Annotated in this window: 23 protein-coding genes; 17 read left to right on the top strand and 6 right to left on the bottom strand. The window is 72.8% G+C overall.

Annotation, left to right across the window (positions count from 1 at the left end):
* Positions 1 to 106: 106 nt before the first annotated feature.
* The 3 genes from pstS to ACFV4N_RS14990 form a co-directional block, all read right to left on the bottom strand.
* Positions 107 to 1231: a phosphate ABC transporter substrate-binding protein PstS gene (gene pstS, locus ACFV4N_RS14980; protein ID WP_499673082.1), complete on the bottom strand. Its 1125-nt coding sequence runs from the start codon at positions 1229 to 1231 to the stop codon at positions 107 to 109.
* 193 nt (positions 1232 to 1424) lie between these two features.
* The gene (mshD, locus tag ACFV4N_RS14985) at positions 1425 to 2303 is read right to left on the bottom strand and encodes a mycothiol synthase (protein ID WP_499673083.1); all 879 of its coding nucleotides are present in this window, start codon (positions 2301 to 2303) and stop codon (positions 1425 to 1427) included.
* A gap of 43 nt (positions 2304 to 2346) precedes the next feature.
* Complete coding sequence (locus tag ACFV4N_RS14990) at positions 2347 to 3099, bottom strand: winged helix-turn-helix domain-containing protein (protein WP_499673084.1); 753 nt, start codon at positions 3097 to 3099, stop codon at positions 2347 to 2349.
* Between the two features lie 228 nt (positions 3100 to 3327).
* On the opposite strand from ACFV4N_RS14990, the gene ACFV4N_RS14995 reads away from it, so the two are divergent.
* From ACFV4N_RS14995 to ACFV4N_RS15045, 11 genes are all read left to right on the top strand, one after another.
* Positions 3328 to 4014 carry an alpha/beta hydrolase family protein gene (locus ACFV4N_RS14995; RefSeq protein WP_499673085.1) on the top strand — a complete coding sequence of 229 codons (687 nt, stop codon included), beginning with the start codon at positions 3328 to 3330 and terminating at the stop codon, positions 4012 to 4014.
* Entirely contained in the window at positions 4011 to 4850 is an 840-nt protein-coding gene (locus ACFV4N_RS15000) for an LmeA family phospholipid-binding protein (RefSeq protein ID WP_499673086.1), read from the top strand. The genes ACFV4N_RS14995 and ACFV4N_RS15000 overlap by 4 nt, the downstream gene beginning before the upstream one ends.
* The gene (locus ACFV4N_RS15005; RefSeq protein WP_499673087.1) at positions 4847 to 5350 is read left to right on the top strand and encodes a TlpA family protein disulfide reductase; all 504 of its coding nucleotides are present in this window, start codon (positions 4847 to 4849) and stop codon (positions 5348 to 5350) included. Before ACFV4N_RS15000 ends, ACFV4N_RS15005 begins: the two co-directional genes overlap by 4 nt.
* A gap of 66 nt (positions 5351 to 5416) precedes the next feature.
* Complete coding sequence (locus ACFV4N_RS15010) at positions 5417 to 5494, top strand: putative leader peptide (protein ID WP_360103130.1); 78 nt, start codon at positions 5417 to 5419, stop codon at positions 5492 to 5494.
* A 105-nt stretch (positions 5495 to 5599) separates the two neighbouring features.
* Positions 5600 to 6052: a DUF4395 domain-containing protein gene (locus ACFV4N_RS15015; protein ID WP_499673088.1), complete on the top strand. Its 453-nt coding sequence runs from the start codon at positions 5600 to 5602 to the stop codon at positions 6050 to 6052.
* A 24-nt stretch (positions 6053 to 6076) separates the two neighbouring features.
* A complete protein-coding gene (locus ACFV4N_RS15020; protein WP_499673089.1) occupies positions 6077 to 6922 on the top strand; it encodes a sulfurtransferase in 846 nt (281 codons plus the stop codon).
* 2 nt (positions 6923 to 6924) lie between these two features.
* The gene (locus tag ACFV4N_RS15025; RefSeq protein ID WP_499673090.1) at positions 6925 to 7227 is read left to right on the top strand and encodes a DUF1416 domain-containing protein; all 303 of its coding nucleotides are present in this window, start codon (positions 6925 to 6927) and stop codon (positions 7225 to 7227) included.
* A 185-nt stretch (positions 7228 to 7412) separates the two neighbouring features.
* Positions 7413 to 8048 (top strand): heme-binding beta-barrel domain-containing protein, encoded by a 636-nt coding sequence (locus tag ACFV4N_RS15030; protein ID WP_499673091.1) that lies wholly within the window; start codon positions 7413 to 7415, stop codon positions 8046 to 8048.
* A gap of 135 nt (positions 8049 to 8183) precedes the next feature.
* Positions 8184 to 8789 (top strand): 5-oxoprolinase subunit PxpB, encoded by a 606-nt coding sequence (gene pxpB / locus ACFV4N_RS15035; protein ID WP_499673092.1) that lies wholly within the window; start codon positions 8184 to 8186, stop codon positions 8787 to 8789.
* Between the two features lie 101 nt (positions 8790 to 8890).
* Entirely contained in the window at positions 8891 to 9733 is an 843-nt protein-coding gene (locus ACFV4N_RS15040; protein WP_499673093.1) for a 5-oxoprolinase subunit C family protein, read from the top strand.
* A 200-nt stretch (positions 9734 to 9933) separates the two neighbouring features.
* The gene (locus ACFV4N_RS15045) at positions 9934 to 12507 is read left to right on the top strand and encodes a glycosyl hydrolase family 18 protein (protein ID WP_499673094.1); all 2574 of its coding nucleotides are present in this window, start codon (positions 9934 to 9936) and stop codon (positions 12505 to 12507) included.
* Between the two features lie 53 nt (positions 12508 to 12560).
* On the opposite strand, the gene ACFV4N_RS15050 is transcribed toward ACFV4N_RS15045, so the two are convergent.
* Positions 12561 to 13418, bottom strand: coding sequence for an aminodeoxychorismate lyase (locus ACFV4N_RS15050; protein ID WP_499673095.1), 858 nt, complete (start codon positions 13416 to 13418; stop codon positions 12561 to 12563).
* Positions 13419 to 13505: 87 nt separating this feature from the next.
* Between ACFV4N_RS15050 and ACFV4N_RS15055 the strand changes: the two genes are divergently transcribed.
* From ACFV4N_RS15055 to ACFV4N_RS15075, 5 genes are all read left to right on the top strand, one after another.
* Complete coding sequence (locus tag ACFV4N_RS15055; protein WP_499673120.1) at positions 13506 to 13973, top strand: Fur family transcriptional regulator; 468 nt, start codon at positions 13506 to 13508, stop codon at positions 13971 to 13973.
* Positions 13970 to 15103 (top strand): CAF17-like 4Fe-4S cluster assembly/insertion protein YgfZ, encoded by a 1134-nt coding sequence (gene ygfZ, locus ACFV4N_RS15060; RefSeq protein WP_499673096.1) that lies wholly within the window; start codon positions 13970 to 13972, stop codon positions 15101 to 15103. The genes ACFV4N_RS15055 and ygfZ overlap by 4 nt, the downstream gene beginning before the upstream one ends.
* Before the next feature lie 353 nt (positions 15104 to 15456).
* On the top strand, positions 15457 to 16305 hold the full coding sequence (locus ACFV4N_RS15065) for a beta-keto acid cleavage family enzyme (protein WP_499673097.1): 849 nt from the start codon (positions 15457 to 15459) through the stop codon (positions 16303 to 16305).
* A 60-nt stretch (positions 16306 to 16365) separates the two neighbouring features.
* A complete protein-coding gene (locus tag ACFV4N_RS15070; RefSeq protein WP_499673098.1) occupies positions 16366 to 16947 on the top strand; it encodes an RsiG family protein in 582 nt (193 codons plus the stop codon).
* 72 nt (positions 16948 to 17019) lie between these two features.
* Complete coding sequence (locus tag ACFV4N_RS15075) at positions 17020 to 18174, top strand: MFS transporter (protein WP_499673099.1); 1155 nt, start codon at positions 17020 to 17022, stop codon at positions 18172 to 18174.
* Here the strand turns inward: ACFV4N_RS15075 and ACFV4N_RS15080 are convergent.
* Positions 18127 to 19008, bottom strand: a complete 882-nt coding sequence (locus tag ACFV4N_RS15080) for a DUF8083 family protein (protein ID WP_499673100.1) — start codon at positions 19006 to 19008, stop codon at positions 18127 to 18129. The genes ACFV4N_RS15075 and ACFV4N_RS15080 overlap by 48 nt on opposite strands.
* A gap of 162 nt (positions 19009 to 19170) precedes the next feature.
* Between ACFV4N_RS15080 and ACFV4N_RS15085 the strand changes: the two genes are divergently transcribed.
* Positions 19171 to 19353: a DUF3073 domain-containing protein gene (locus tag ACFV4N_RS15085; protein WP_499673101.1), complete on the top strand. Its 183-nt coding sequence runs from the start codon at positions 19171 to 19173 to the stop codon at positions 19351 to 19353.
* A gap of 79 nt (positions 19354 to 19432) precedes the next feature.
* Here ACFV4N_RS15085 and ACFV4N_RS15090 read toward each other — a convergent pair whose 3' ends face one another.
* Positions 19433 to 20497, bottom strand: a complete 1065-nt coding sequence (locus ACFV4N_RS15090; protein ID WP_499673102.1) for an NADH:flavin oxidoreductase/NADH oxidase — start codon at positions 20495 to 20497, stop codon at positions 19433 to 19435.
* Between the last annotated feature and the right edge of the window lie 4 nt (positions 20498 to 20501).

The raw sequence follows: 20501 nt of genomic DNA on the forward strand, positions 1-20501 counted from the left end.
GGCCGGAACGCCCCCGCGGGCACCGGTCGTGCCGGTGCCCGCGGGGCGCTGGGCCACTGTGCGTTCGTTCATCGCGATGGCGCTGGTGGGGAGTCTGCCGGCCTGATCAGGCGATGGCCGCGATGGCGGTCAGCAGCTTCTCCTGGAAGGCCTTCGGCAGCGGAGCGTAGCCCGCGTCCGCCAGACCCGCCTGGCCGTCGGTCGCCGCGACCGTGAGGAACGCCTTGACGGCCTTCGCGGTGTCGGCGTCGTAGCCCTTCGAGCACACGATCTCGTAGGTGGCCAGGAGCAGCGGGTAGGCACCCGCGGTGCTGGCGCCGTAGATCGACTTCAGGTCCAGGACCAGGTCGTTGCCGGAGCCCTTGATGGTGGCGCCGTCGATGGCCTTGCCGACCGACTCCTCGTTCAGCTCGACCGCGCCGGAGCCGTTGTCGATCTTGGCGAGGGACAGCTTGTTGTCCTGCGCGAACGACAGCTCGACGTAGGTGATGGCGCCGTCGACCGCACCGGCGGCCTGCGCGACACCGGCGGACTTCTCCTTGCCCTCGCCGACACCGCCCTTGAACTGCTTGCCGGCGCCCTGGGTCCAGGCGCCCTTGGACGCGGCCTCCAGGTACTGCTGGAAGTTGTCCGTGGTGCCGGACTCGTCCGAGCGGTAGATGACCGTGATGTCCTTGTCGGGCAGCGACGCGCCGGAGTTCAGCGCGGCGACGGCCGGGTCGTTCCACTTCTTGACGGTGCCGTTGAAGATCTTGGCGGCGACCTCGGCGTTCAGCGTCAGGTCGGCGACGCCCTCCAGCTTGTAGCCCAGCGCGACCGGCCCGAAGACCATCGGCAGGTTCCACGCCGGGTTGCCCTCGCAGCGCTCGGCGGCGGCGGCCACCTCGCCCTTGCTCTCCGACAGCGGCGAGTCGGAGCCGCCGAAGTCCACCTGGCCGGCGATGAACTGCTTGACGCCGGCGCCGGAGCCGGAGGCGTTGTACGCCAGGTCGGAGCCGGAGCACCGCTGCTGGTACGCCTGGACGAACGTGTCGATCGCGTTCTTCTGCGCCGAGGAGCCCTCTGCGCTCAGCTTCGACTTGCCGCCGCACTCGACGGGCGTGGACGACGTCTCGCCGGTCGTCTGCGCCGCGCCGGTGTCCGCGGCGTTGTTGTCGCTGCCACACGCGGTGAGCAAAAGCGCACCGGCCGCGATCAGGCCGACAACGGCGCCGTGTCGCTTGGTCTTCACCAGGGTCCTCCAGCTACGGGGGCGGATTCCGCGGCGCTTGTCCCGCCGCTCGACACGGACGGTAGGCAGCGAGGGTGGACGCGGTCCCAGGAGAAGGTGAACGGAAGGTGAACACCACACGGGAGGTCACGGGTCACACCGCCTTTTGAGTGAACCGTGACCTGCGCGTTTGCAGGACGTGACGAGTTTGTCACTACCCGGCGTATTGGGCGTCCGAGTCCCATCGGGTGAAGCCCAACCGGTTGTACACGGCCAGTGCCGAAGCGTTGTCGGCCTCGACGTAGAGCATCACCTCGACGCGGCCCGCGGCGCGCAGGTGCGCCAGTCCCGCGAGGGTGAGCGCCTTGCCCAGGCCGCCGCCCTGCGCGTCCGGGTCCACGCCCACCACGTACACCTCGCCCAGCTCCGCCGAGTGCGCCTTGGTCCAGTGGAAGCCGAGGAGCCGGTCGTCGGCGTCGACGGCCAGCAGGAACCCGGCCGGGTCGAACCACGGCTCGCCCTGCTTGGCCCGGAGGTCCTCGACGCCCATCGCGCCCTGCTCGGGGTGCCAGGAGAAGGCCCGGTGGTTGACGCGGACCACCGCCTCCTCGTCGCGGCCGGGTTCGAACGCGCGCAGCCGCACGCCCGGCGGCAGCACCGGTGCGGGCAGGTCGGCGTCGAGGCGGCGGCCCATGCGCAGCAGCTCGCGGACCTTGCGCGCGCCGAGCTTCGCGGCCAGGGCCTCCTGGGCGGGCAGGCCGCCGTGCGCCCAGACGCGCAGCGGCGCGGCCCGCTCGGCGACGGCCGCGAGCAGCGCCGAGCCGACGCCCCGGCGGCGGTGGTCGGGGTGGACGGCCAGCTCGGCGACCTGGTTGCCCTCGGCGTCGCCGAGGACGTCCAGGTGCAGGTAGCCGGCGAGGGCGCCGTCGCGGCGGGCCAGCAGGTGGGCGCTGCCGCGCGCGCCGGGCCGCAGCCGCAGGGTCACGGCCTCGCCGACCGGTGCCACGCCGTCGACGTCCCGAACGGCGCCGAGCAGGCCGGTGACCTCACCGACCTGCTCGGGGGAAAGCTCTTCGGACCAGCTCAGTTCCACGCCACCGAACCTACTGGGCGCCGAGGGGTTGGACCTGGCCAGGTCAGGCCCTGAAGATCAGCTCGGCGTCATCCAGGTTCGTCTCCGCCACGTCCACCTGCTCGACCCGGCGGGCGCTGCCCGGGCGCGGGGGGCGGACGAACTTGTAGCCCACGTTGCGCACGGTGCCGATCAGGGACTCGTGCTCGGGGCCGAGCTTGGCGCGCAGCCGCCGGACGTGGACGTCCACGGTGCGGGTGCCGCCGAAGAAGTCGTAGCCCCAGACCTCCTGGAGCAGCTGCGCGCGGGTGAACACCCGGCCGGCGTGCTGCGCCAGGTACTTCAGCAGCTCGAACTCCTTGTAGGTGAGGTCGAGCGGGCGGCCGCGCAGGCGCGCGGTGTAGGTGGCCTCGTCGATGACCAGCTCGCCGAGCTGGATCGAGCCGTCGCCGCCGGTCTGCGCGGTGCCCCGGCGGGAGCGCACCAGGCGCAGCCGGGCGTCCACCTCGGCCGGGCCGGAGGTGGGCAGCAGGATCTCGTCGACGCTCCAGTCGGAGTTGACCGCGACCAGACCGCCCTCGGTGACGACCGCGACCACCGGCACGTCGACGCCGCTGGAGTCGAGCAGCCGGCACAGGCTGCGCGCGGCGACCAGGTCGGTCCTGGCGTCGACCAGGACGATGTCGTGCGGACCCGCCTCCAGCAACGCCGAGACCTCGGGCCGCAGCGGGCGCACCTCGTGCGGGAGGAGCGACAGCGCGGGGAGGACCGCCTCGGGGTCGGAGTCGGTGGTCAGCAGCAGCACGTCGATGCTCATCGCGGCGCCCTCTCGTTCGGCCGGTGTGCGGTCACCGGACCAGGCGAGCGAAGTACGGTGACCGGGCCCCGTTGCCTGCGGATGACGGAGACGATACCGGTGCACGCCACAAAAGGCCCAGGTCAGCAGGACAGAGTCACAGTTGTTTCCACAAGCGTCACGCCTGTTACATCCATGTCACACGACGCCGTCCTCCTTCACGGTCTGCACGTGAGATCTTCACGATCCGTGACGGAACTGGCGTTCGTGGTCGGTCACGGCTTCACCAACCACGTACGAAAGCCCTTCGTCTCGCGGGTGCTGCACCGGTTCGCGAGGCACGGCGGGGTCGTCGCGCTGGACTTCCGGGGCCACGGCCGCTCGGGCGGTTCCTCCAGCGTCGGCCGCGACGAGGTGCACGACCTGGCGGCGGGCGTTTCGCTCGCCCGCGACCTGGGGTACCGCCGCGTGGTGACCGTCGGGTTCTCCATGGGGGCCTCCATCGCCCTGCGCCACGCGGCCCTGCACGAGGACCGGCCGGACGCCGTGGCGGCGGTCAGCGCGCCCTCGCGCTGGTGGGTGCGCGACACGCCCGCCATGCGGCGGGTGCACTGGCTGCTGGAGCAGCCGCACGGCAGGCTCGCCGCCCGCGCGCTGGGCGTGCGCCTGGGCCCGCCGTGGACCTCGACCCCGGAGAGCCCGCTGGAGGTCGCGCACCGCATCGCGCCCACACCGCTGCTGATCGTGCACGGTGAGCAGGACCACTACTTCGGCCCGGCCCACGCCGTCGCCCTGCACCGCGCCGCGGGCGGGGACGCGGAGCTGTGGCTGGAGCCCGGCGTCCGGCACGCCGAATCGGCCATGACGCCGGTTCTGGTAGACCGGATCGCGACCTGGCTGGACCGACACTCCCTGGGGAGCACCGACCGACGATGACCGCCAACGAGTCCAAGCGCCGTTCCACCCGCGGGCGCAAGCTGATCATCACCGCCCTGGTGGTGGGCGCCGTGCTGGTCGCCGCCGATTACGGGCTGGCCGCGGCGGGCGAGTACCAGGTCGCCCAGCGGATGCGGGACAAGTTCGGCCTGAGCGAGGACCCGGCGGTCCGCATCAACGGCTTCCCGTTCATCACGCAGGCGCTGGCGGGCGACTACCGGGACATCGAGATCAGCGCGGCCGGCGTGCCGGTGGGCGACGACCTGCGCAACCTGGAGATCCGGGCGAACCTGCGCCACGTGCGCATCGGCCTGTCCGAACTGCTGGCCGGCGACACCTCCGACGCCCGGATCGACCAGGTCCGGGGCAGCGTGAAGATCAAGTCCAGCGATCTGAACCTGCTGGTCAACAAGGTCACGCCGTTCAACGACATGACCATCGAGCCGGACAACCGCGCCGAGCGGGAGGCGAAGCGGGACGGCGAGCCCGCGCCCGAGCAGGCCGCCGCGCCGAAGCCCGACCCGACCGTGGCGGCGGTGAAGCTGTCCGGCAGCACCACGGTCGCCGGCCGCAAGATCCGGCTCGCCGCCTACGGCACGGTGTCGCTGATCGACGGCCGGATCGCCATCGCGGTCAACGACGTCGAGCTGGACGACACCTCGCTGGAGGGCCTGGAGGCGGTGCTCGGCACGATCCGCCAGGCGCTGGGCGTGGTCATCGACCCGGGCGGGCTGCCGTTCACCGCGACGCCGACGGCGGTGAAGGTGGAGAGCGGCGCGTTCATCGTGGAGGGCACGGTGAAGAACATCCCGCTGGACCAGGGCACCGGCCGGTGACCGGGGTCTGGGGGCTGCTCGCCGCGGTCGCCGCGGTGGTCGTGGTCGGCCTGCTGCTCCGGGCGCGCGACGGCCGCATCCGGCACGCCCCGCCGCGCACCGGATCTGCCGGCACCGGGTCGGCGGGCACCGGAGCGACCGGCACCGGGGCGGGCGCCGAGCAGGCGGACCCGGGCGACCGCCTGCCGGGACCGGTGCGCGACCTGCTCGACGCGCGCGCGTCGGTGACGCTGGTGCAGCTGTCCACCTCGTTCTGCACCACCTGCAAGCGGACCCGGGCGCTGCTGGGCGACCTGGCCGACCGCACCAGGGGCCTGCGGCACGTCGAGCTGGACGTCACCGACCTGCCCGAGGTCGCCCGCGACCTCGGCGTGCTGCGCGCGCCGACGACCCTGGCGCTCGACCGGGCGGGCGCCGAGCTGCTGCGCGTCGGCGGCGTCCCCGAACCGGGCGAACTCGCCGAGGCGCTGCGCCCACACCTGCCGCCACCGAACGGGTGAACCTGGGATTTCCCACTTGCTGGGCAGCACTCCCGACAGCAGGGACGAGCGGCTACCCTCGCACCCATGACCACGCTGCTGACCAAGCGACTCGCGGTGGACCTGTGCCGCGTGCGCAGCAGCCTGTGTCGCGCGGCGAGCTGACCGGGCGGTTCCCGGCGGCGCCCACGACCTTGACTCGCGTGCGCGCCTGCCCTACCACCGCCTGAAGACGGACTGCCCGTCTTTGTCCACCGTCAGGAGGTCGCCGTGTCGAAAGACGCCCCCGTTGACCCGCGAGGACCGCGGTTCAGCGCCTGGATCACCTCCGCGATCCTCGCGGCCGTGCTGCTCACCGGGTCGTGGCGGCTGCTCGCGGCGCAGACCGTGCTGTTCGCCATGTGCGCGTTCATCTCGCTCAAGCTCAACCCGTGGGGCCACGTCTACCGGTTCGCCGTCCAGCCGAGGCTCGCTCCGGTCACCGAGCGCGAGGAAGCCGCCCCGCTGCGGTTCGCGCAGGGCGTCGGCTTCGCCTTCGCCCTGGTCGGCACGGTCGGCTACGCCTCCGGCCTGACCGCGCTGGGAGTCGTCGCGACCTCCGCCGCCCTGGCGGCCGCGCTGCTCAACGCCGCGTTCGGCCTGTGCCTCGGCTGCGAGGTGTTCCTGCTCCTGCGCCGCCGCGCACCGTTCCTCGCCCGTCCCCAGTCGACACCGTCGCAGTAAGAACGAAGAAATTGGAGCAGCTCGATGAGCCGTGAAGACGTCCTGGTCTCGGCCGCGTGGGCCGAGGAGAACCTGAACACGCCCGGTGTGGTGTTCGCGGAGGTCGACGAGGACACGACCGCCTACGACGGGGGCCACATCCCCGGCGCGGTGAAGATCGACTGGAAGAACGAGCTGCAGGACCCGGTCCGCCGCGACTTCGTCGACCGGGCGGGCTTCGAGAAGCTGCTGTCGGCCAAGGGCATCTCCAACGACGACACCGTCATCCTCTACGGCGGCAACAACAACTGGTTCGCCGCGTACGCGTACTGGTACTTCAAGCTGTACGGCCACCAGGCGGTCAAGCTGCTCGACGGCGGCCGCAAGAAGTGGGAGCTGGACGGCCGCCCGCTGGACAAGGACCAGGTCAGCCGCGAGGCCACCGAGTACAAGGCGCAGGAGCAGGACCTGTCGATCCGCGCGTTCCGCGACGAGGTCGTGGACGCCATCGGCAACAAGAACCTGGTCGACGTGCGCTCGCCCGACGAGTTCTCCGGCAAGCTGCTCGCGCCCGCCCACCTGCCCCAGGAGGCGGCGCAGCGCGGCGGCCACATCCCCAGCGCGATCAACGTGCCGTGGAGCAAGGCGGCCAACGAGGACGGCACGTTCAAGTCGAACGAGGAGCTGGCCGAGATCTACGGCGAGGCCGGGTTCGACGGCTCGCGCAAGACGATCGCCTACTGCCGCATCGGCGAGCGCTCGTCGCACACGTGGTTCGCGCTGCACGAGCTGCTGGGCCACGAGGACGTGAAGAACTACGACGGTTCCTGGACCGAGTACGGCTCGCTGGTCGGCGTGCCGGTCGAGCTCGGCGACGGCAAGGGGGCGTGACGATGAGCCTGGACGGTTGCGGCGCACCCCAGCAGGGCGTCGACCTCGCGGTCGGTGACGACCAGGTCGTGCTCACCGGCAAGGTGAAGGCGGAGGGCGCGCCGGTCGGCGGCGCGTTCGTGCGGCTGCTGGACGCCTCCGGCGAGTTCACCGCCGAGGTCGTGTCCTCCCCCGAGGGCGACTTCCGGTTCTACGCCGCGCCGGGCGAGTGGACGGTCCGCGCGCTGCACAGGTCCGGCAACGGGCAGGCGTCGGTGACCGCCGACGGGCCGGGTGTTCACCCGGTCGAGGTCGCGGTGGCCTGAGCCAGGGGCCTGGCCGGTCGTTCCCCCGACCCCGGTGGCGTTCGCCACCGGGGTCGGCGGCTTCCGGGGGCGTGGGCCTAAACTGAGCTGGTGGAACACTTCTTCACCGGGCTGCTGGTACTCGTGTCCCTGCTGGTCGTGTGGTTCGCCGGGTACGTGGTCTACCGGCTGTTCTCCGACCAGCGGTGAGCGCCGAATCGCCCGTTCCGGGCAGTGGTGACGCCGCCGTGCAGGCCGCCGCGGCACGCGCCGAGGTGACGCGCGCCCGCAACCTGCCGCAGTTCGACGACCTCCCCGTGCCGGCGGACACGGCGAACCTGCGCGAGGGGCCCTCGCTGCACGACGCGTGCCTGTCGCTGCTGCCGCTGGTCGGCGTGTGGCGCGGCGAGGGCGAGGTCGTGTACCCGACGATCGACGGCCCGTACCGGTTCGGGCAGCAGATCACCTTCGCGCACGACGGCCGGCCGTTCCTGTACTACGAGGCCCGGTCCTGGCTGCTGGACGCCGACGGGAACGTCGTGCGGCAGGCGGCCCGCGAGACCGGCTTCTGGCGCCCGCAGGCCGACGACACGATCGAGGTGCTGCTCACGCACAACACCGGGATCGTGGAGCTGTACTACGGCAAGCCGCGCAACCAGACGTCGTGGGAGTTCGGCACCGACGCGGTGGTCCGCACCGCGACCGCCAAGGACGTCGTCGGCGCGCAGCGCCTCTACGGCATCGTCAACAACGGCGACCTCGCCTACGTGGAGGAGCGGGCCATGGTCGGCCAGCCGCTCCAGCCGCACACGTCGGCGCACCTCAAGCGCATCGTGGGCTGACCGCGAGCGGTCGGCCGGGTCGCTCCGGGCCGACCGCTCGTTCCGCCCCGTCCCGGTCCGTCCCGGTCCGTCCCGGTGCGCGGAACTCCGCCGGTGGATTGTTCAACAATCCTCCCAAGGACGTAGACTGTCCCCATGCTGTTGCGGCGTTGCGGCACCGACGCGGTGCTCGTCGAGGTGGACTCGCTCGACGAGGTGGAGGCGGTGCGCGCCGCCGTGGCGTCGGCCGGGCTCCCGGACGTGGTCGAGCTGGTGCCCGCCGCGCGCACGGTCCTGATCGCCACCCGCCCCGGCGGCCTGCCCGCCGTGCGCGAGGCGCTCGCCTCCGCCGACCTCGCCCACCGGGCCGCGACCACCGCCGAGGAGGTCGTCATCCCGGTCACCTACGACGGCCCGGACCTGGAGCTGGTCGCCGACACCGCGGGCCTGACCCCGGCCGAGGTGGTCGAGCTGCACACCGGCGCCGCGTACCAGGTCGCGTTCTGCGGCTTCGCGCCCGGCTTCGCCTACCTGACCGGCCTGCCCGAGCCGCTGCGCCAGCCCCGCCTGGACTCGCCCCGCACCAGGGTCCCCGCGGGATCGGTGGGCGTGGCGGGCGAGTTCACCGCCGCCTACCCGCGGGCCACGCCGGGCGGCTGGCGCCTGATCGGCCGCACCGACGCGCCCCTGTTCGACCCGCGCCGCCCCACCCCGGCCCTGCTCGCCCCCGGCCACCGCGTCCGCTTCGAGGCCACCCCGTGACCCCCGCCGAACCGCGTGTCCTCCACTCGGACATCGCGAGTCGTACGCCCGGGGGTCGCGAGTCGTACGTCCGGGACCCCCGAGTCGCACGTTCGCTGACGGTGGTGCGCACCGGTCCCCAGACCCTGGTCCAGGACCTGGGCCGGCCGGGGCACGCGCACCTCGGCGTCCCGCCCTCCGGCGCCCTCGACGCGCCGTCGCTCAGGCTCGCCAACCGCCTGGTCGGCAACCCCGAGGGCGCCGCCTGCCTGGAGGTCCTGCTCGGCGGTTTGGTCGTGCGCGCCAACGCCTCGTGCACGGTCGCGGTGACCGGTCCGCACACGCCCGCGCGCGTCAACGGCGTACCGCGCGACTCGCCCTTCCACCTGGCCGCGGGCGACACCCTGGCGCTCGGCGCGCCCAGCGGCGGGCTGCGCGCGTACGTGGCCGTGTCCGGGGGTGTCGCGGTGCCCGACGAGCTGGGCAGCCGGGCCTCCGACGTGCTGTCCGGGCTCGGGCCGGCACCGCTCGCGGAGGGCGACGAGGTGCCGCTGGGCGAACCCACGGGGGTGCCGGTCGGGGTGGACGTCCTGGCGCCGGTGCGGGTGCCGGACGAGCTGGTCGTCCCGGTCCTGCTCGGGCCGCGCGACGACTGGTTCGCCGACGCGGGCGGGCAGTTGCGCGGGGGGCGCTGGGTGGTGTCCGACCGCAGCAACCGGGTCGGGATCAGGCTCACCGGCACCCCGCTGGAGCGCGTGCCGGGGCGGGTGGGGCGCGAGCTGCCGAGCGAGGGGCTGGTCACCGGCGCGGTGCAGGTGCCGCCCGACGGGCTGCCCGTGGTGTTCCTCGCCGACCACCCGACGACCGGCGGTTACCCGGTGGTGGGCGTGGTCGCCGAACGCGCCCTGCCGTTGCTCGGGCAGGTCCCGCCCGGCACGCCGCTGAGGTTCGCGGTCCTCGGCTGAGCCGGGCTGGGCTGGGCTGGGCCGGTCAGGTCGGGCTGGTCAGGTCGGGCGGGGCCGAGCCGGGCGGGGCCGAATGGAGGCAATTGGTCTAGACCCATTGTCAACACCGCCCGTGACCCCTACGTTCGGCAACACCGGACAAGCGCAACACCAGGCCGCCGTGGTTCTCGACAGCTCCCTGCGATCGAGAGGCACACCTGATGCGCCGACTAGCGACCTCGCTCGTGGCCGCCCTGGCCCTGGCCGTCCCGGCACTGGTGGTGCCGGTCTCACCGGCCACCGCCGCCGGCGGGCTGACCGCCGCGTTCACCAGGACCGGCACCACGGGCTCCTTCGTGGTCACCAACCCGACCTCGGCCGCCGTCTCCGGCTGGTCGATCAAGTTCGACCTGCCCGCCGGCGTCACCGCGTCGAACCCGCAGCACAGCACCCTCACCCAGGCGGGCACGCGGGTGACCCTGACCCCGGCCTTCTACATCGGCACCCTGCAGCCGGGCCGCACCACGGACCCGTACAGCCCGACGTTCACGCTCAGCCAGGCCGTCGACCCGACCTCCTGCACGGTCAACGGCGCGAACTGCGACGGCAGCGGCCCGCCCGCGCCACCGCCCGCACCGACCACGGCCGACTTCACCCTGACCGGCACCACCGGCCGGTTCGTGGTCAACAACAACACCGACACCGCCCTCGCCGACTGGTCGATCACCTTCACCCTGCCCGCCGGCGTCACCGCGTCGAACGCGCAGAACGGCTCGATCACCCAGACCGGCAACGCGGTCACGCTCACCCCGGTGCACTACAACCGCAGCGTGGCCGCACGGCGCTCCACCGAGCCCTACAGCCCGACGTTCACCCTGAGCCGGGCCGCCGAGCCCGTCACGTGCCGGGTGAACAACGCCAACTGCGACGGCACCCCGGACACCCCGCCGTCGCCGCCCGCCGGCCTGCACTCGCCGGTCCGGACCACCCGGACGGTCTCGCTGGCCTGGACCGCCTCCACGCCCGGCTCCCTGCCGATCGCGGGCTACGAGGTGTACCGCGGGTCGGCCCTGGTCACCACGGTCACCGGCACGAGCGCGACCGTCGCCGACCTCACGCCGAACACCGCCTACGGCTTCACGGTGAAGGCCAAGGACACGAAGGGGACGCTGTCCGCGGCGTCCAACGCCCTGGAGGTGACCACGCGCAACCCGGCCGACGACGCCCAGCCGCCGACCGCGCCGGCCAACGCCCGGAGCACCGCCAAGGACGCGGGCAGCGTGACGCTGAGCTGGGACGCCTCGACCGACAACCAGGGCGTGGCGAACTACGACGTGCTGCTCGGCGCCACCGTGAAGGCCACGGTCACCGGCACCACGGCCAAGGTCGACGGGCTGTCGCCGTCCACGGCCTACACGTTCACCGTGCGGGCCCGCGACCTCTACGACAACCTGTCGCCGCAGAGCACCCCGGTCACCGTGACCACGGCGGACATCGTCGGCGGCTACGCGCGGGTCGGCTACTTCGTCCAGTGGGGCATCTACGGCCGCCAGTACTTCGTGAAGAACCTCGACACCAGCGGCACGGCGGCCAAGCTGACCCACCTGAACTACGCGTTCGGCAACATCGACCCGGTCAACCTGACGTGCCTGCACGGCGTGACCAAGGGCACCTCGCCCAACCCGCAGGACCCGAACCAGGGCGACGGCGCCGGTGACGCGGAAGCCGACTACAGCAGGCCGTTCAGCGCGGCCCAGTCCGTCGACGGCGTCGGCGACACCGGCTGGGAGCCGCTGCGCGGCAACTACAACCAGCTGCGCAAGCTCAAGGCCAAGCACCCCCACCTGAAGGTGCTGATCTCGCTGGGCGGGTGGACCTACTCGAAGTACTTCTCCGACGTCGCGGCCACGGACGCGGCGCGCAAGAAGTTCGTCAAGTCCTGCCTGGACGTCTACATCAGGGGCAACCTGCCGGTCTACAACGCGGCGGGCGGTCCCGGCACGGCGGCGGGCATCTTCGACGGCATCGACCTCGACTGGGAGTGGCCGGGCGCCGAGGGCCACCCCGGCAACCACGTCGGCGCGGAGGACAAGCGGAACAACACGCTGCTCATCGAGGAGTTCCGCCGCCAGCTCGACGCGCTGGGCGCCGAGACCGGCAAGCGGTACCAGCTGACCGCGTTCACCCCGGCCGACCCGGCGAAGATCGAGGCGGGCTGGGAGCTGGCGCGGGTGGCGGAGTCGATGGACATCTTCAACGTCCAGGGCTACGACTTCCACGGCGCGGGCAGCGACAACTCGTGGGAGCCCAACCGCACCGGCCACCAGGGCAACCTGTACGCGGACGCGGACGACCCGTACCCGTTCCACTTCAGCGTGGAGAACGCGGTGAACGCCTACACGTCGGCCGGCGTGCACCCGCGCAAGATCACCATCGGCCTGGCGTTCTACGGCCGCGGGTGGCAGGGCGTGCGGGCGGGCGGCCGGGCCGGCGAGTGGCAGACCGCCTCCGGGGCCGCGCCCGGTCAGTTCGCGGAGGAGGCGGGCACCCGCGGGTACTCGAACCTGCTGGCGAGCGTGCCGGGGTGCGCGGTGCAGCACGACGAGGCGGCGGTGGCCACCTCGTGCTTCACCGGTGACGGCGGGCAGTGGTGGACGTTCGACGACCCCTGGGCGATCGGGAAGAAGACCGCGTGGCTGAAGCAGCGCGGGCTGCTCGGGGCGATGATCTGGGAGATGTCCGGCGACACGGCCGGGGGCACGTTGATCAACGCCGTGGACGCGGGGTTGAGGTGATTTAGGTGATTTAGGTGAGGGGCGGCGGTCCCGGGTTCGGGGCCGCCGTCCTTTCAGTGCGCCGTCTTCTGGTACTCGGATTCGTACAGCCCGGCCAGCTCCGAGTGGAGGCCGGTCGAGTCCGGCAGCGCCTTGCCGTCGAGCGTGTGCACGCGGGTGACCTTGCGGACGCTGGACACCAGCAGGACGCCGTCCGCCGAGTACAGGTCCGCCACGTCGATCGGGGCGACCTCGGTGGTCCAGCCCTCGCGCTCGGCGGCCCGGAACAGCGCGGCCTGCGTGGTGCCCGGCAGGATGCCCAGCTCCGCGGGCGGCGTGGTCAGGTGACGCCCCCGCACCGTGATCAGCGTGGACGTCGGGCCCTCCAGGACCGAGCCGGAGGACGTGGTGAACACCACCTCGGCGGCGCCCCGGCGCTCGGCCTCGCGCAGCGCGGCCATGTTCACCGCGTAGGACAGCGACTTGGCCCCGAGCAGCAGCCACGGCGCGCGGTCCACCAGGCCGGGTTCGACGCCCCGGTCGAGGGTGACCGCGGCGATGCCCTCCGCGCGCTGGGCCATCACCTTCGGTGAGATCTCCATGCCGAGCGCGAACCCGGTGGGCGTGCCGTCGCCGCCCTCCACCCCGCGCGTGTAGACGAGCTTGAGCGCCATCTCCGGGCCGCCCGCCCAGTTGTCGAGCACCAGGGCGATGGCGCGCTCGAACGCCGCGCGGTCCGGCTCGGGCAGGTCCAGCATCGCCGCCGACCGGGCCAGCCGGTCGAGGTGCGGACCCCGCTCGCGGGGTTCGCCGTCGACGACGAGGATCGTCTCGAAGACGCCGTCGCCGCGCACGAGGCCCAGGTCGTCGACCCGGATCAGCGGGGCGTCGGGGTCGGCCAGGGTTCCGTCGAGGAGTGCGAGCACGCGCATGCGGTGAGACTACTCACGTCTACCATCGATGAGGTGGACACCGTCGCCGGACCGAAGGCCCTGCGCAAGACGCTGCACGACCGGGGTATGCGGATGACGCCACAGCGCCAGCTCGTGCTGGACGCGGTGCGCGAACTCGGCCACGCCACGCCGGAGCAGATCTGCAAGCACGTCCAGCGCACCGCGCCGACGGTCAACATCACCACCGTGTACCGGACGCTCGACCTGCTGGACCGGCTCGGCATGGTCCGGCACACCCACCTCGGGCACGGCGCGCCGAACTACTCGGTGGACCCGCACGAGCACGTGCACCTGGTGTGCCACCGCTGCGGGCGCGTCGACGAGGTGCCGTGCGAGCTGCTCTCACCTCTCGGGGGAACACTGGCCGACCGGTACGGGTTCGAACTGGACGCCAGCCACCTCGCGCTGTCCGGCACGTGCCGCGCCTGCCTCGTCACGGGCGAGGGCGCGGACGAGGGCGCAGACGAGGGCGCAGACGAGGGCGCAGACGAGGGCGCAGACGAGGGCAAGAACGCCGATGAGGAGTCCGAGTGAACGCACCGCTGGAGAACCCGCGCTCCCCGTTGTTGGCAGAGGGCGGTGCGGTCGCGCCGTTCGACGGCAACCCCGACCAAGGGGTGCCGTGGCACTTCGGCGACCCGTTCTCCGAGCAGCGGTCGGCCGCGCGGTCGGTGGCCGTGTTCGACCGGTCGCACCGGGCCGTGGTGGCGGTGGCCGGTGACGACCGGTTGACCTGGTTGCACTCGCTGACCAGCCAGCACTTCACCGCGCTCGGCGAGGGGGCCGGCACCGAGGCGTTGATCCTGGACGTGCAGGGGCGGGTCGAGCACCACGCGGTGGTGGCCCACGTCGGCGGGGTCGTGTACCTGGACACCGAGGCCGGGCGCGCGGGCGAGCTGCTCTCCTACCTGACCAAGATGGTGTTCTGGTCGAAGGTGGAGCCCCGGGACGTCTCCGGTGAGCTGGCCGTGCTGTCGGTGGTGGGGCCCGAGGTGCCGGCGTTGTTCGAGCGGCTGGGCGTGGGGTTGCCGCAGGGGGCGTACGGGGTGGTGGCGCTGGAGGCCGGCGGGGGCGGTGGGGCCGGTGGCTTCGCGCGGAGGATGCCCTGGCCCGGCCACGACGCCGTGGACCTGGTGGTGCCGCGCGCCTCGCTGGTGGAGTGGTGGCGGCGGTTGACCGACGCGGGCGCGCGGGCGGCGGGCAGTTGGGCGTTCGAGGCGTTGCGCGTGGAGTCCCTGCAGGCCCGGTTGGGCGTGGACACGGACGAGAGGACCATCCCGCACGAGGCCAACTGGGTCGGGCGGGCCGTGCACCTGGACAAGGGGTGCTACCGGGGGCAGGAGACCGTGTCGAAGGTCCACAACGTGGGCCGGCCGCCCCGGCGGATGCTGCTGCTGCACCTGGACGGGTCGCGCGAGGTGCAGCCGGAGACCGGTGATCCCGTGCTCGTCGGCGAGCGGGTGGTCGGCCGGGTGGGCAGCGTGGCTCTGCACCACGAATTGGGGCCGGTGGTGTTGGCTTTGGTGAAGCGGTCGGTTTCACCGGAGACCGAATTGCTGGTGGGGGCCGAGGACCGGCGGGTTCAGGCTTCGGTGGACCCTGATTCGGTGCCGCCGGACACGCCCGGGTTGGGGCGTGAGGCGGCTCGGAATTTGGGTCGCTGAATTTGGGGTTCGCGGGATTTGAAGATTAAAAGCGGCGCTCGCCGCTGGGCAGGCCTCCGGGGGGAGGAAAAGCTGCTTGCCGCTCGTGGTCTCCCCGTATGGCCTGCCTGAGGCAACCACACTCGTCAAGGGCTCCGCGAAGGGCGTGCGGAACCCTTGACGAGCGCGGTTGGGCTGCGCCCAGGCCATACGGGGAGACCACGAGCTGGGCGGGGTGTGCGCTGGTGCGCGATTTCGTTCGGGTGTGGGTTCTTGTCGTGGTGGGGTGTGGGAGAAACCCGGGGGTGTTCGTTACCCGTCCGCGCTGACTTCGGGGCGGGGTTCCGGGCGGCTTCTGTGCCAGGATCACGGGCATGTCCCGACCCGGATCACACGGCACGCTGCTCACCGTCGCCCCCACCGGGGCCGAGCACTCGAAGGCCGACGTCCCGCAGTTGCCGGTCACGTTGGAGGAGCTGGTCAGCACCGCCGAGGCCTGTGAGCAGGTCGGGGCGGCCATGGTGCACGTCCACGTCCGTGACGCGGAGGCGCGGCCGACGCTCGACCTCGGGTTGCTCAAGGAGACCGTCGCGGCCCTCCGCGAGCGGACCGGGTTGGTCGTGCAGTTGTCCACCGGGGGTGCGGTGACCGATGCCGAGACCGATCGGTTGCGGGTGCTGGACGCGTTGCCCGATTCGGCGTCCTGCACGATGGGCACGGTGAACTTCGGCGACGGCGTGTTCATGAACCGGTGGGAGTTTGTCGTCGCGCTGCACCTGGGTATGCAGGAGCGGGGCATCGTCCCGGAGTACGAGATCTTCGACATCGGTCAGCTCGCGTCGTTGCGGCGGTTGCTGGACCGGCACGGGCTGCCGGCGGGTGGGAAGGTGCACGTCGACCTGGTGATGGGGGTGCCCGGCGGGATGCCGGGTGACGCGGAGACGGTGGCGGCGGCGCTGCGGTTGCTGCCGGAGGGCGCGTCGTTCTCGGCGACCGGGATCGGGCGGACCTCGTTGCCGGTGATGCTGACCTCGCTGGCGACCGGCGGGCACCTGCGGGTGGGGATGGAGGACACCCTGTCCTACGCGAAGGGGCAGCCGGTCCGGGACAACGCGCAACTGGTCGCGAGGGCGGCCGGGCTGGCGCGGATCGCCCAGCGGCCGCCGCTGTCACCCGCGGATGCACGTGCGCTTCTCGGCGTGCGCGGTCCGGTACAGGTTTGAGACAACTTTGGAAGCAGGTTTGTGTTGGCGGGTGGGCAGGAACTACCTCAGGATGAGTACGTGATCGAGGTGCGTCCTGGCGGGCGCCGCCGTATCGACCGGGTGCTCGCCCCCGACTACGCGGAGGGGGTCGAGCGGCTCCCGCTCGCCGACGTGCGCGCCCTGCGCGACGAGGCGGCGCAGGAGGAGACCGACCTGTCGTACCTGCGGCGGCTGCTGCACGCGCGGATCGACATCGTGCGGGCCGAGCAGGAGCGGCGGGTGTCCGGCGGTTCGGCGGTGGTGGACCAGCTGGCGACCATCCTGTCGTCGAACGCGGTCGGGCCGGCCACCGGGCTGGGCCGCTACCAGACGCAGGAGCCGTCGCGGGCGGAGGCGCACCGGCGGCACGTCGAGGCCCTGGTCTCGGACGTCGACCTGTCGGACGTGAGCGCGTTGTCCGACGACAAGCTGGACCTGGCCCTGCGGGTCTTCGTGAACGAGGAGGCGTCGGTGTCGGCGCGGCGGCGCGAGGTGCAGGCCGTGGTCGACCTGCTCAACGCCGAGATCGCGGGCCGCTACCAGAGCGGCAGCGCGTCGGTGGACGAGCTGCTGGCGGCCGAGCGCGGCTGGCCGACCAACCCCGGGCGTTCCAAGGAATAGGATCACACTCCCACTTTTTGGGAGTTCTGGCTAACGTCGCCGCTTGTGGCACTGGGCGCGCGGTATCGCTGGGTGGTGTTGGCCGTCGGCGCGGTGGCGCAGGGCGCCAACGCCGCGGTCTTCCTCGGGCTGCCCGCGATCACGCCGCAGTTGCGCGACCACTTCGACCTGTCGTTGCCGCAGGTCGGCTTGCTGCTCGGGGCGGTGAACCTGGGCACGATGCTCACCCTGGTGCCGTGGGGCGCCGCCGCCGACCGGCGGGGTGAGCGGCTGGTCATGGCGATCGGCGGGTTCGGCGCGGCGCTGTGCCTGGCGCTGGCGGCGTTCGACGGCGCCGTGGTGGCCGGGTTGGCGCTGGTCGGCGTGGGCCTGTTCGGCGCGAGCGTGAACGCGGCCAGCGGGCGGGCGGTGCTCACCTGGTTCCCGCCGGACCGGCGCGGCCTGGCCATGGGCATCCGGCAGACCGCGACGCCGCTGGGCGCGGCGCTGGCCGCGGTCGTGCTGCCAGTGCTGGCGGTGCGCGCCGGGGTGCCCGGGGCGTTCCTCGCGCTGGCCGGGTTCACCGCGTTCGTCGCGGTCGCCGTGGCCGTGTGGGTGCGGGAGCCGCCGTGGGCGGTGCGGTCCCGGGGCGGTCACGGGGTGGTGCTGTCCGACCGCGCGCTGATCCGGTTGAGCGCCGCGAGCGGGCTGCTGGTCGTGCCCCAGTTCACCGCCGCCGCGCTGATGGTGGAGCTGCTGCACGACCACCGGGGCGTCGCGGTGGGCGCCGCCGCCGGGCTGTTCGCGGTCGCGCAGGTCGCGGGCGGGCTCGGCAGGCTGGCGGTCGGGGCCTGGTCGGACCGGGTGGCCGACCGGGTGCGCCCGCTGAAGGTGCTGAGCGTGCTGATCGCGGCCGGGTTCGCGCTGTGCGCGGTGCTGGACCGGGCGCCGGTGTGGCTGACGGCCGCCGCGCTCGTGCCGACCGCGGCGCTGGCGCTGTGCTGGAACGGCCTGGCGATCACCGCCGCGGGCGAGCTGGCGCCGCCCGGCCGCACGGGCACGGCGCTGGGGATGCAGAACAGCGCGAACTACCTCAGCGCGACCGTCACGCCGCCGCTGGCGGGCTGGGTGGCCGCGACCCTCGGGTGGCCCGCCGCGCTGCTGCTGGCCGCGGTGGCGGCCGTGGCCGCGCGGCTGCTGCTAGCCGTGCCGTTCGCGGCGCGCCAGCTCGCCCCAGAACTCCCGTAGCCGCTCGTAGCGGAGCGCGACCTCCTCGGCGTCGCCCTCCTCCAGGGCGTCGACGATGGCGTTCACGTCCGTGGCCGAGGTGTCCTCCAGCAGGTCCTTGTCGTCGACGAGCTGCACCAGGCCGCCGTAGTCCAGCTCGACCGCCGAGCCCGGCGCGAAGTGGTCCAGCCAGCGCCCGGTGTCCGCGAGCACCTTGGCCGGGCCCTCCTCTCCCAGGGAGCGGGACACCACGCGGTGCGCCCGCGCGGTCCTGGCCCGCGCGTCGGCCATCGACACCCGCCACGACACCTGCCGCTCCGGGTCGTCCCTCGGCGCGAGCACGATGCGCCGCGCGTCCGGGTCGACCAGCGTGAACCACGGCAGCGGCACCGTCCAGGTGGTGGAGATGACGTGGACCGCGCCGCCGGTCAGCTCCGCCATCACCGCCGACGCCCGCGCCCGGACGGCCTCCGGCTCGACGGCCACCGCCTCGTCCCTCAGGGGGCCGGTGGCGGAGGCGAGGAAGCCGACCAGCGCGGCGGCCGACCTGGCGCGCAGGTCCAGCGGGCAGACCAGCGGTCCCGGGCCGACGTCGCCGGGGACCTCGGCGGGGCTGATGGTCATCACGTCGAACGGCGCGTCGGGCGCGACGCGCCCGTCCGGGCGTTCACCCGGCAGGAGGCGGCGCGGTCGGGCCAACTGTGATCGCAACCACAGCTCCCGCTCGCGCGCGCCGACGTCCGCACGGCTCAACACCCCGTTCTCCAGGGCTTTCCGCACCTGGTCGGCCAACGGTGCGTCAAGAGCCGACAGCGGTTCGTACACCCTGAGGTAGGCGACGAACGGTCGAGGCACCCGCGCATCCTCCCACGTTGAGATTCGGCGGCACGTCTCACGCCTACCGCGTCGCGAGGAACCCCTTCGGCACGGTACGGTAGTTACCAGGAACTAGTTGTCGAGACGAGTGGGGCCGCCGTTCCCCCGGCCGCCCCCGTCCCTGTGCGAGGGGGTCGAGCCATGGGGCGCGGCCGAGCGAAGGCCAAGCAGACGAAGGTGGCGAGGGAGCTGAAGTACAGCTCTCACAACACCGACTTCGAGGCCTTGCAACGCGAACTGTCCGGTGAGGGCGGCGGTGTTCGTCGTACCGACGAACGCTTCGACGACCCGTCGGACGACGAATACGACGACTACCGTCGCTGACACGTCCACACACCCGCTGCTCAAAGGTTGGGCTGCCGGTCCTTAGTGCCGGCAGCCCGACCTTTGGGCTCGGGTCCTACTAGAACGCCCTGGCGTACTGCTTCGGCGGGTTGACCTGCGCCCCCAGTTGCTGTGCCGCGTGCAGCGGCCAGTACGGGTCGCGCAGCAGCTCGCGCCCCAGCAGCACCAGGTCGGCCGAGCCGTCGGCGAGGACCTGCTCGGCCTGCCGGGCGTCGGTGATCATGCCGACGGCCCCGGTGGGCACGTCGGCCTTCCGCCGCACGGCCTCGGCGAACCGCACCTGGTAGCCGGGACCCACCGGGATGTCCGCCGCGGGCACGTTGCCGCCGGTGGACACGTCGACGAGGTCGACGCCCAGCTCCGCGAGGTCGCGGGCGAGCACGACGCTGTCCTCGGCGCTCCAGCCGCCCTCGACCCAGTCGGTGGCGGAGATGCGCGCGAACACCGGCACGTCCTCGCCCACCGCCTCCCGGACCGCGGCGGTGACCTCGCGCGTGAGCCTGGTGCGGTTCTCCAGGCTGCCGCCGTAGGCGTCGGTGCGGTGGTTGCTGAGCGGCGAGAGGAACTCGTGCAGGAGGTAGCCGTGCGCGGCGTGCACCTCGACGACCTGGAAGCCGGCTTCGACCGCGCGGCGCGCCGCGGCGGCGAAGTCGGCGACCACCCGCGCGATGCCCTCCCGGTCCAGCTCGACCGGCGTCCGGTAGCTGTCGTGGAAGGCCACCGCGCTCGGCGCGACGGGCGTCCAGCCGCCGTCGGCGTCGGCGACACCGCCGCGTTCGGCGGCGAACGGCGCGTAGGTGGAGGCCTTGCGCCCGGCGTGGGCGAGCTGCACGCCCGCCACCGAGCCGTGCGCGCGGACGAACTCCGCGATCGGGCGCCATGAGGCGATGTGAGCGTCGTCCCAGAGGCCGGTGTCCTCGGGCGAGATGCGGCCCACCGCCTGCACGGCGGTGGCCTCGGTGAACACCAGCCCGGCCCCACCGACGGCGCGCGAGCCGAGGTGCACCAGGTGCCACTCGTCCGGGTGGCCGTCCCGTGCCGAGTACTGGCACATGGGGCTGACCGCGATCCGGTTGGGGAGGGTGACCGACCGGGTGGTCAGGGGGCTGAAGAGCTGGCTCACGTGC

This window comes from Actinosynnema sp. NPDC059797, assembly GCF_042732085.1.
In the GTDB taxonomy this organism is placed as follows: Bacteria; Actinomycetota; Actinomycetes; order Mycobacteriales; family Pseudonocardiaceae; genus Actinosynnema.

Bases quoted from the DNA above. Each gene is read 5' to 3' on its own strand.
- ACFV4N_RS15010 (WP_360103130.1), top strand. From the start codon at position 5,417: ATGACCACGCTGCTGACCAAGCGACTCGCGGTGGACCTGTGCCGCGTG.
- ACFV4N_RS15020 (WP_499673089.1), top strand. From the start codon at position 6,077: ATGAGCCGTGAAGACGTCCTGGTCTCGGCCGCGTGGGCCGAGGAGAAC.
- ACFV4N_RS15050 (WP_499673095.1), bottom strand. From the start codon at position 13,418: ATGCGCGTGCTCGCACTCCTCGACGGAACCCTGGCCGACCCCGACGCC.
- ACFV4N_RS15025 (WP_499673090.1), top strand. From the start codon at position 6,925: ATGAGCCTGGACGGTTGCGGCGCACCCCAGCAGGGCGTCGACCTCGCG.
- ACFV4N_RS15065 (WP_499673097.1), top strand. From the start codon at position 15,457: ATGTCCCGACCCGGATCACACGGCACGCTGCTCACCGTCGCCCCCACC.
- ACFV4N_RS15045 (WP_499673094.1), top strand. From the start codon at position 9,934: ATGCGCCGACTAGCGACCTCGCTCGTGGCCGCCCTGGCCCTGGCCGTC.
- ACFV4N_RS15000 (WP_499673086.1), top strand. From the start codon at position 4,011: ATGACCGCCAACGAGTCCAAGCGCCGTTCCACCCGCGGGCGCAAGCTG.
- ACFV4N_RS14990 (WP_499673084.1), bottom strand. From the start codon at position 3,099: ATGAGCATCGACGTGCTGCTGCTGACCACCGACTCCGACCCCGAGGCG.
- pxpB (WP_499673092.1), top strand. From the start codon at position 8,184: ATGCTGTTGCGGCGTTGCGGCACCGACGCGGTGCTCGTCGAGGTGGAC.
- ACFV4N_RS15085 (WP_499673101.1), top strand. From the start codon at position 19,171: ATGGGGCGCGGCCGAGCGAAGGCCAAGCAGACGAAGGTGGCGAGGGAG.
- ACFV4N_RS15055 (WP_499673120.1), top strand. From the start codon at position 13,506: ATGCGGATGACGCCACAGCGCCAGCTCGTGCTGGACGCGGTGCGCGAA.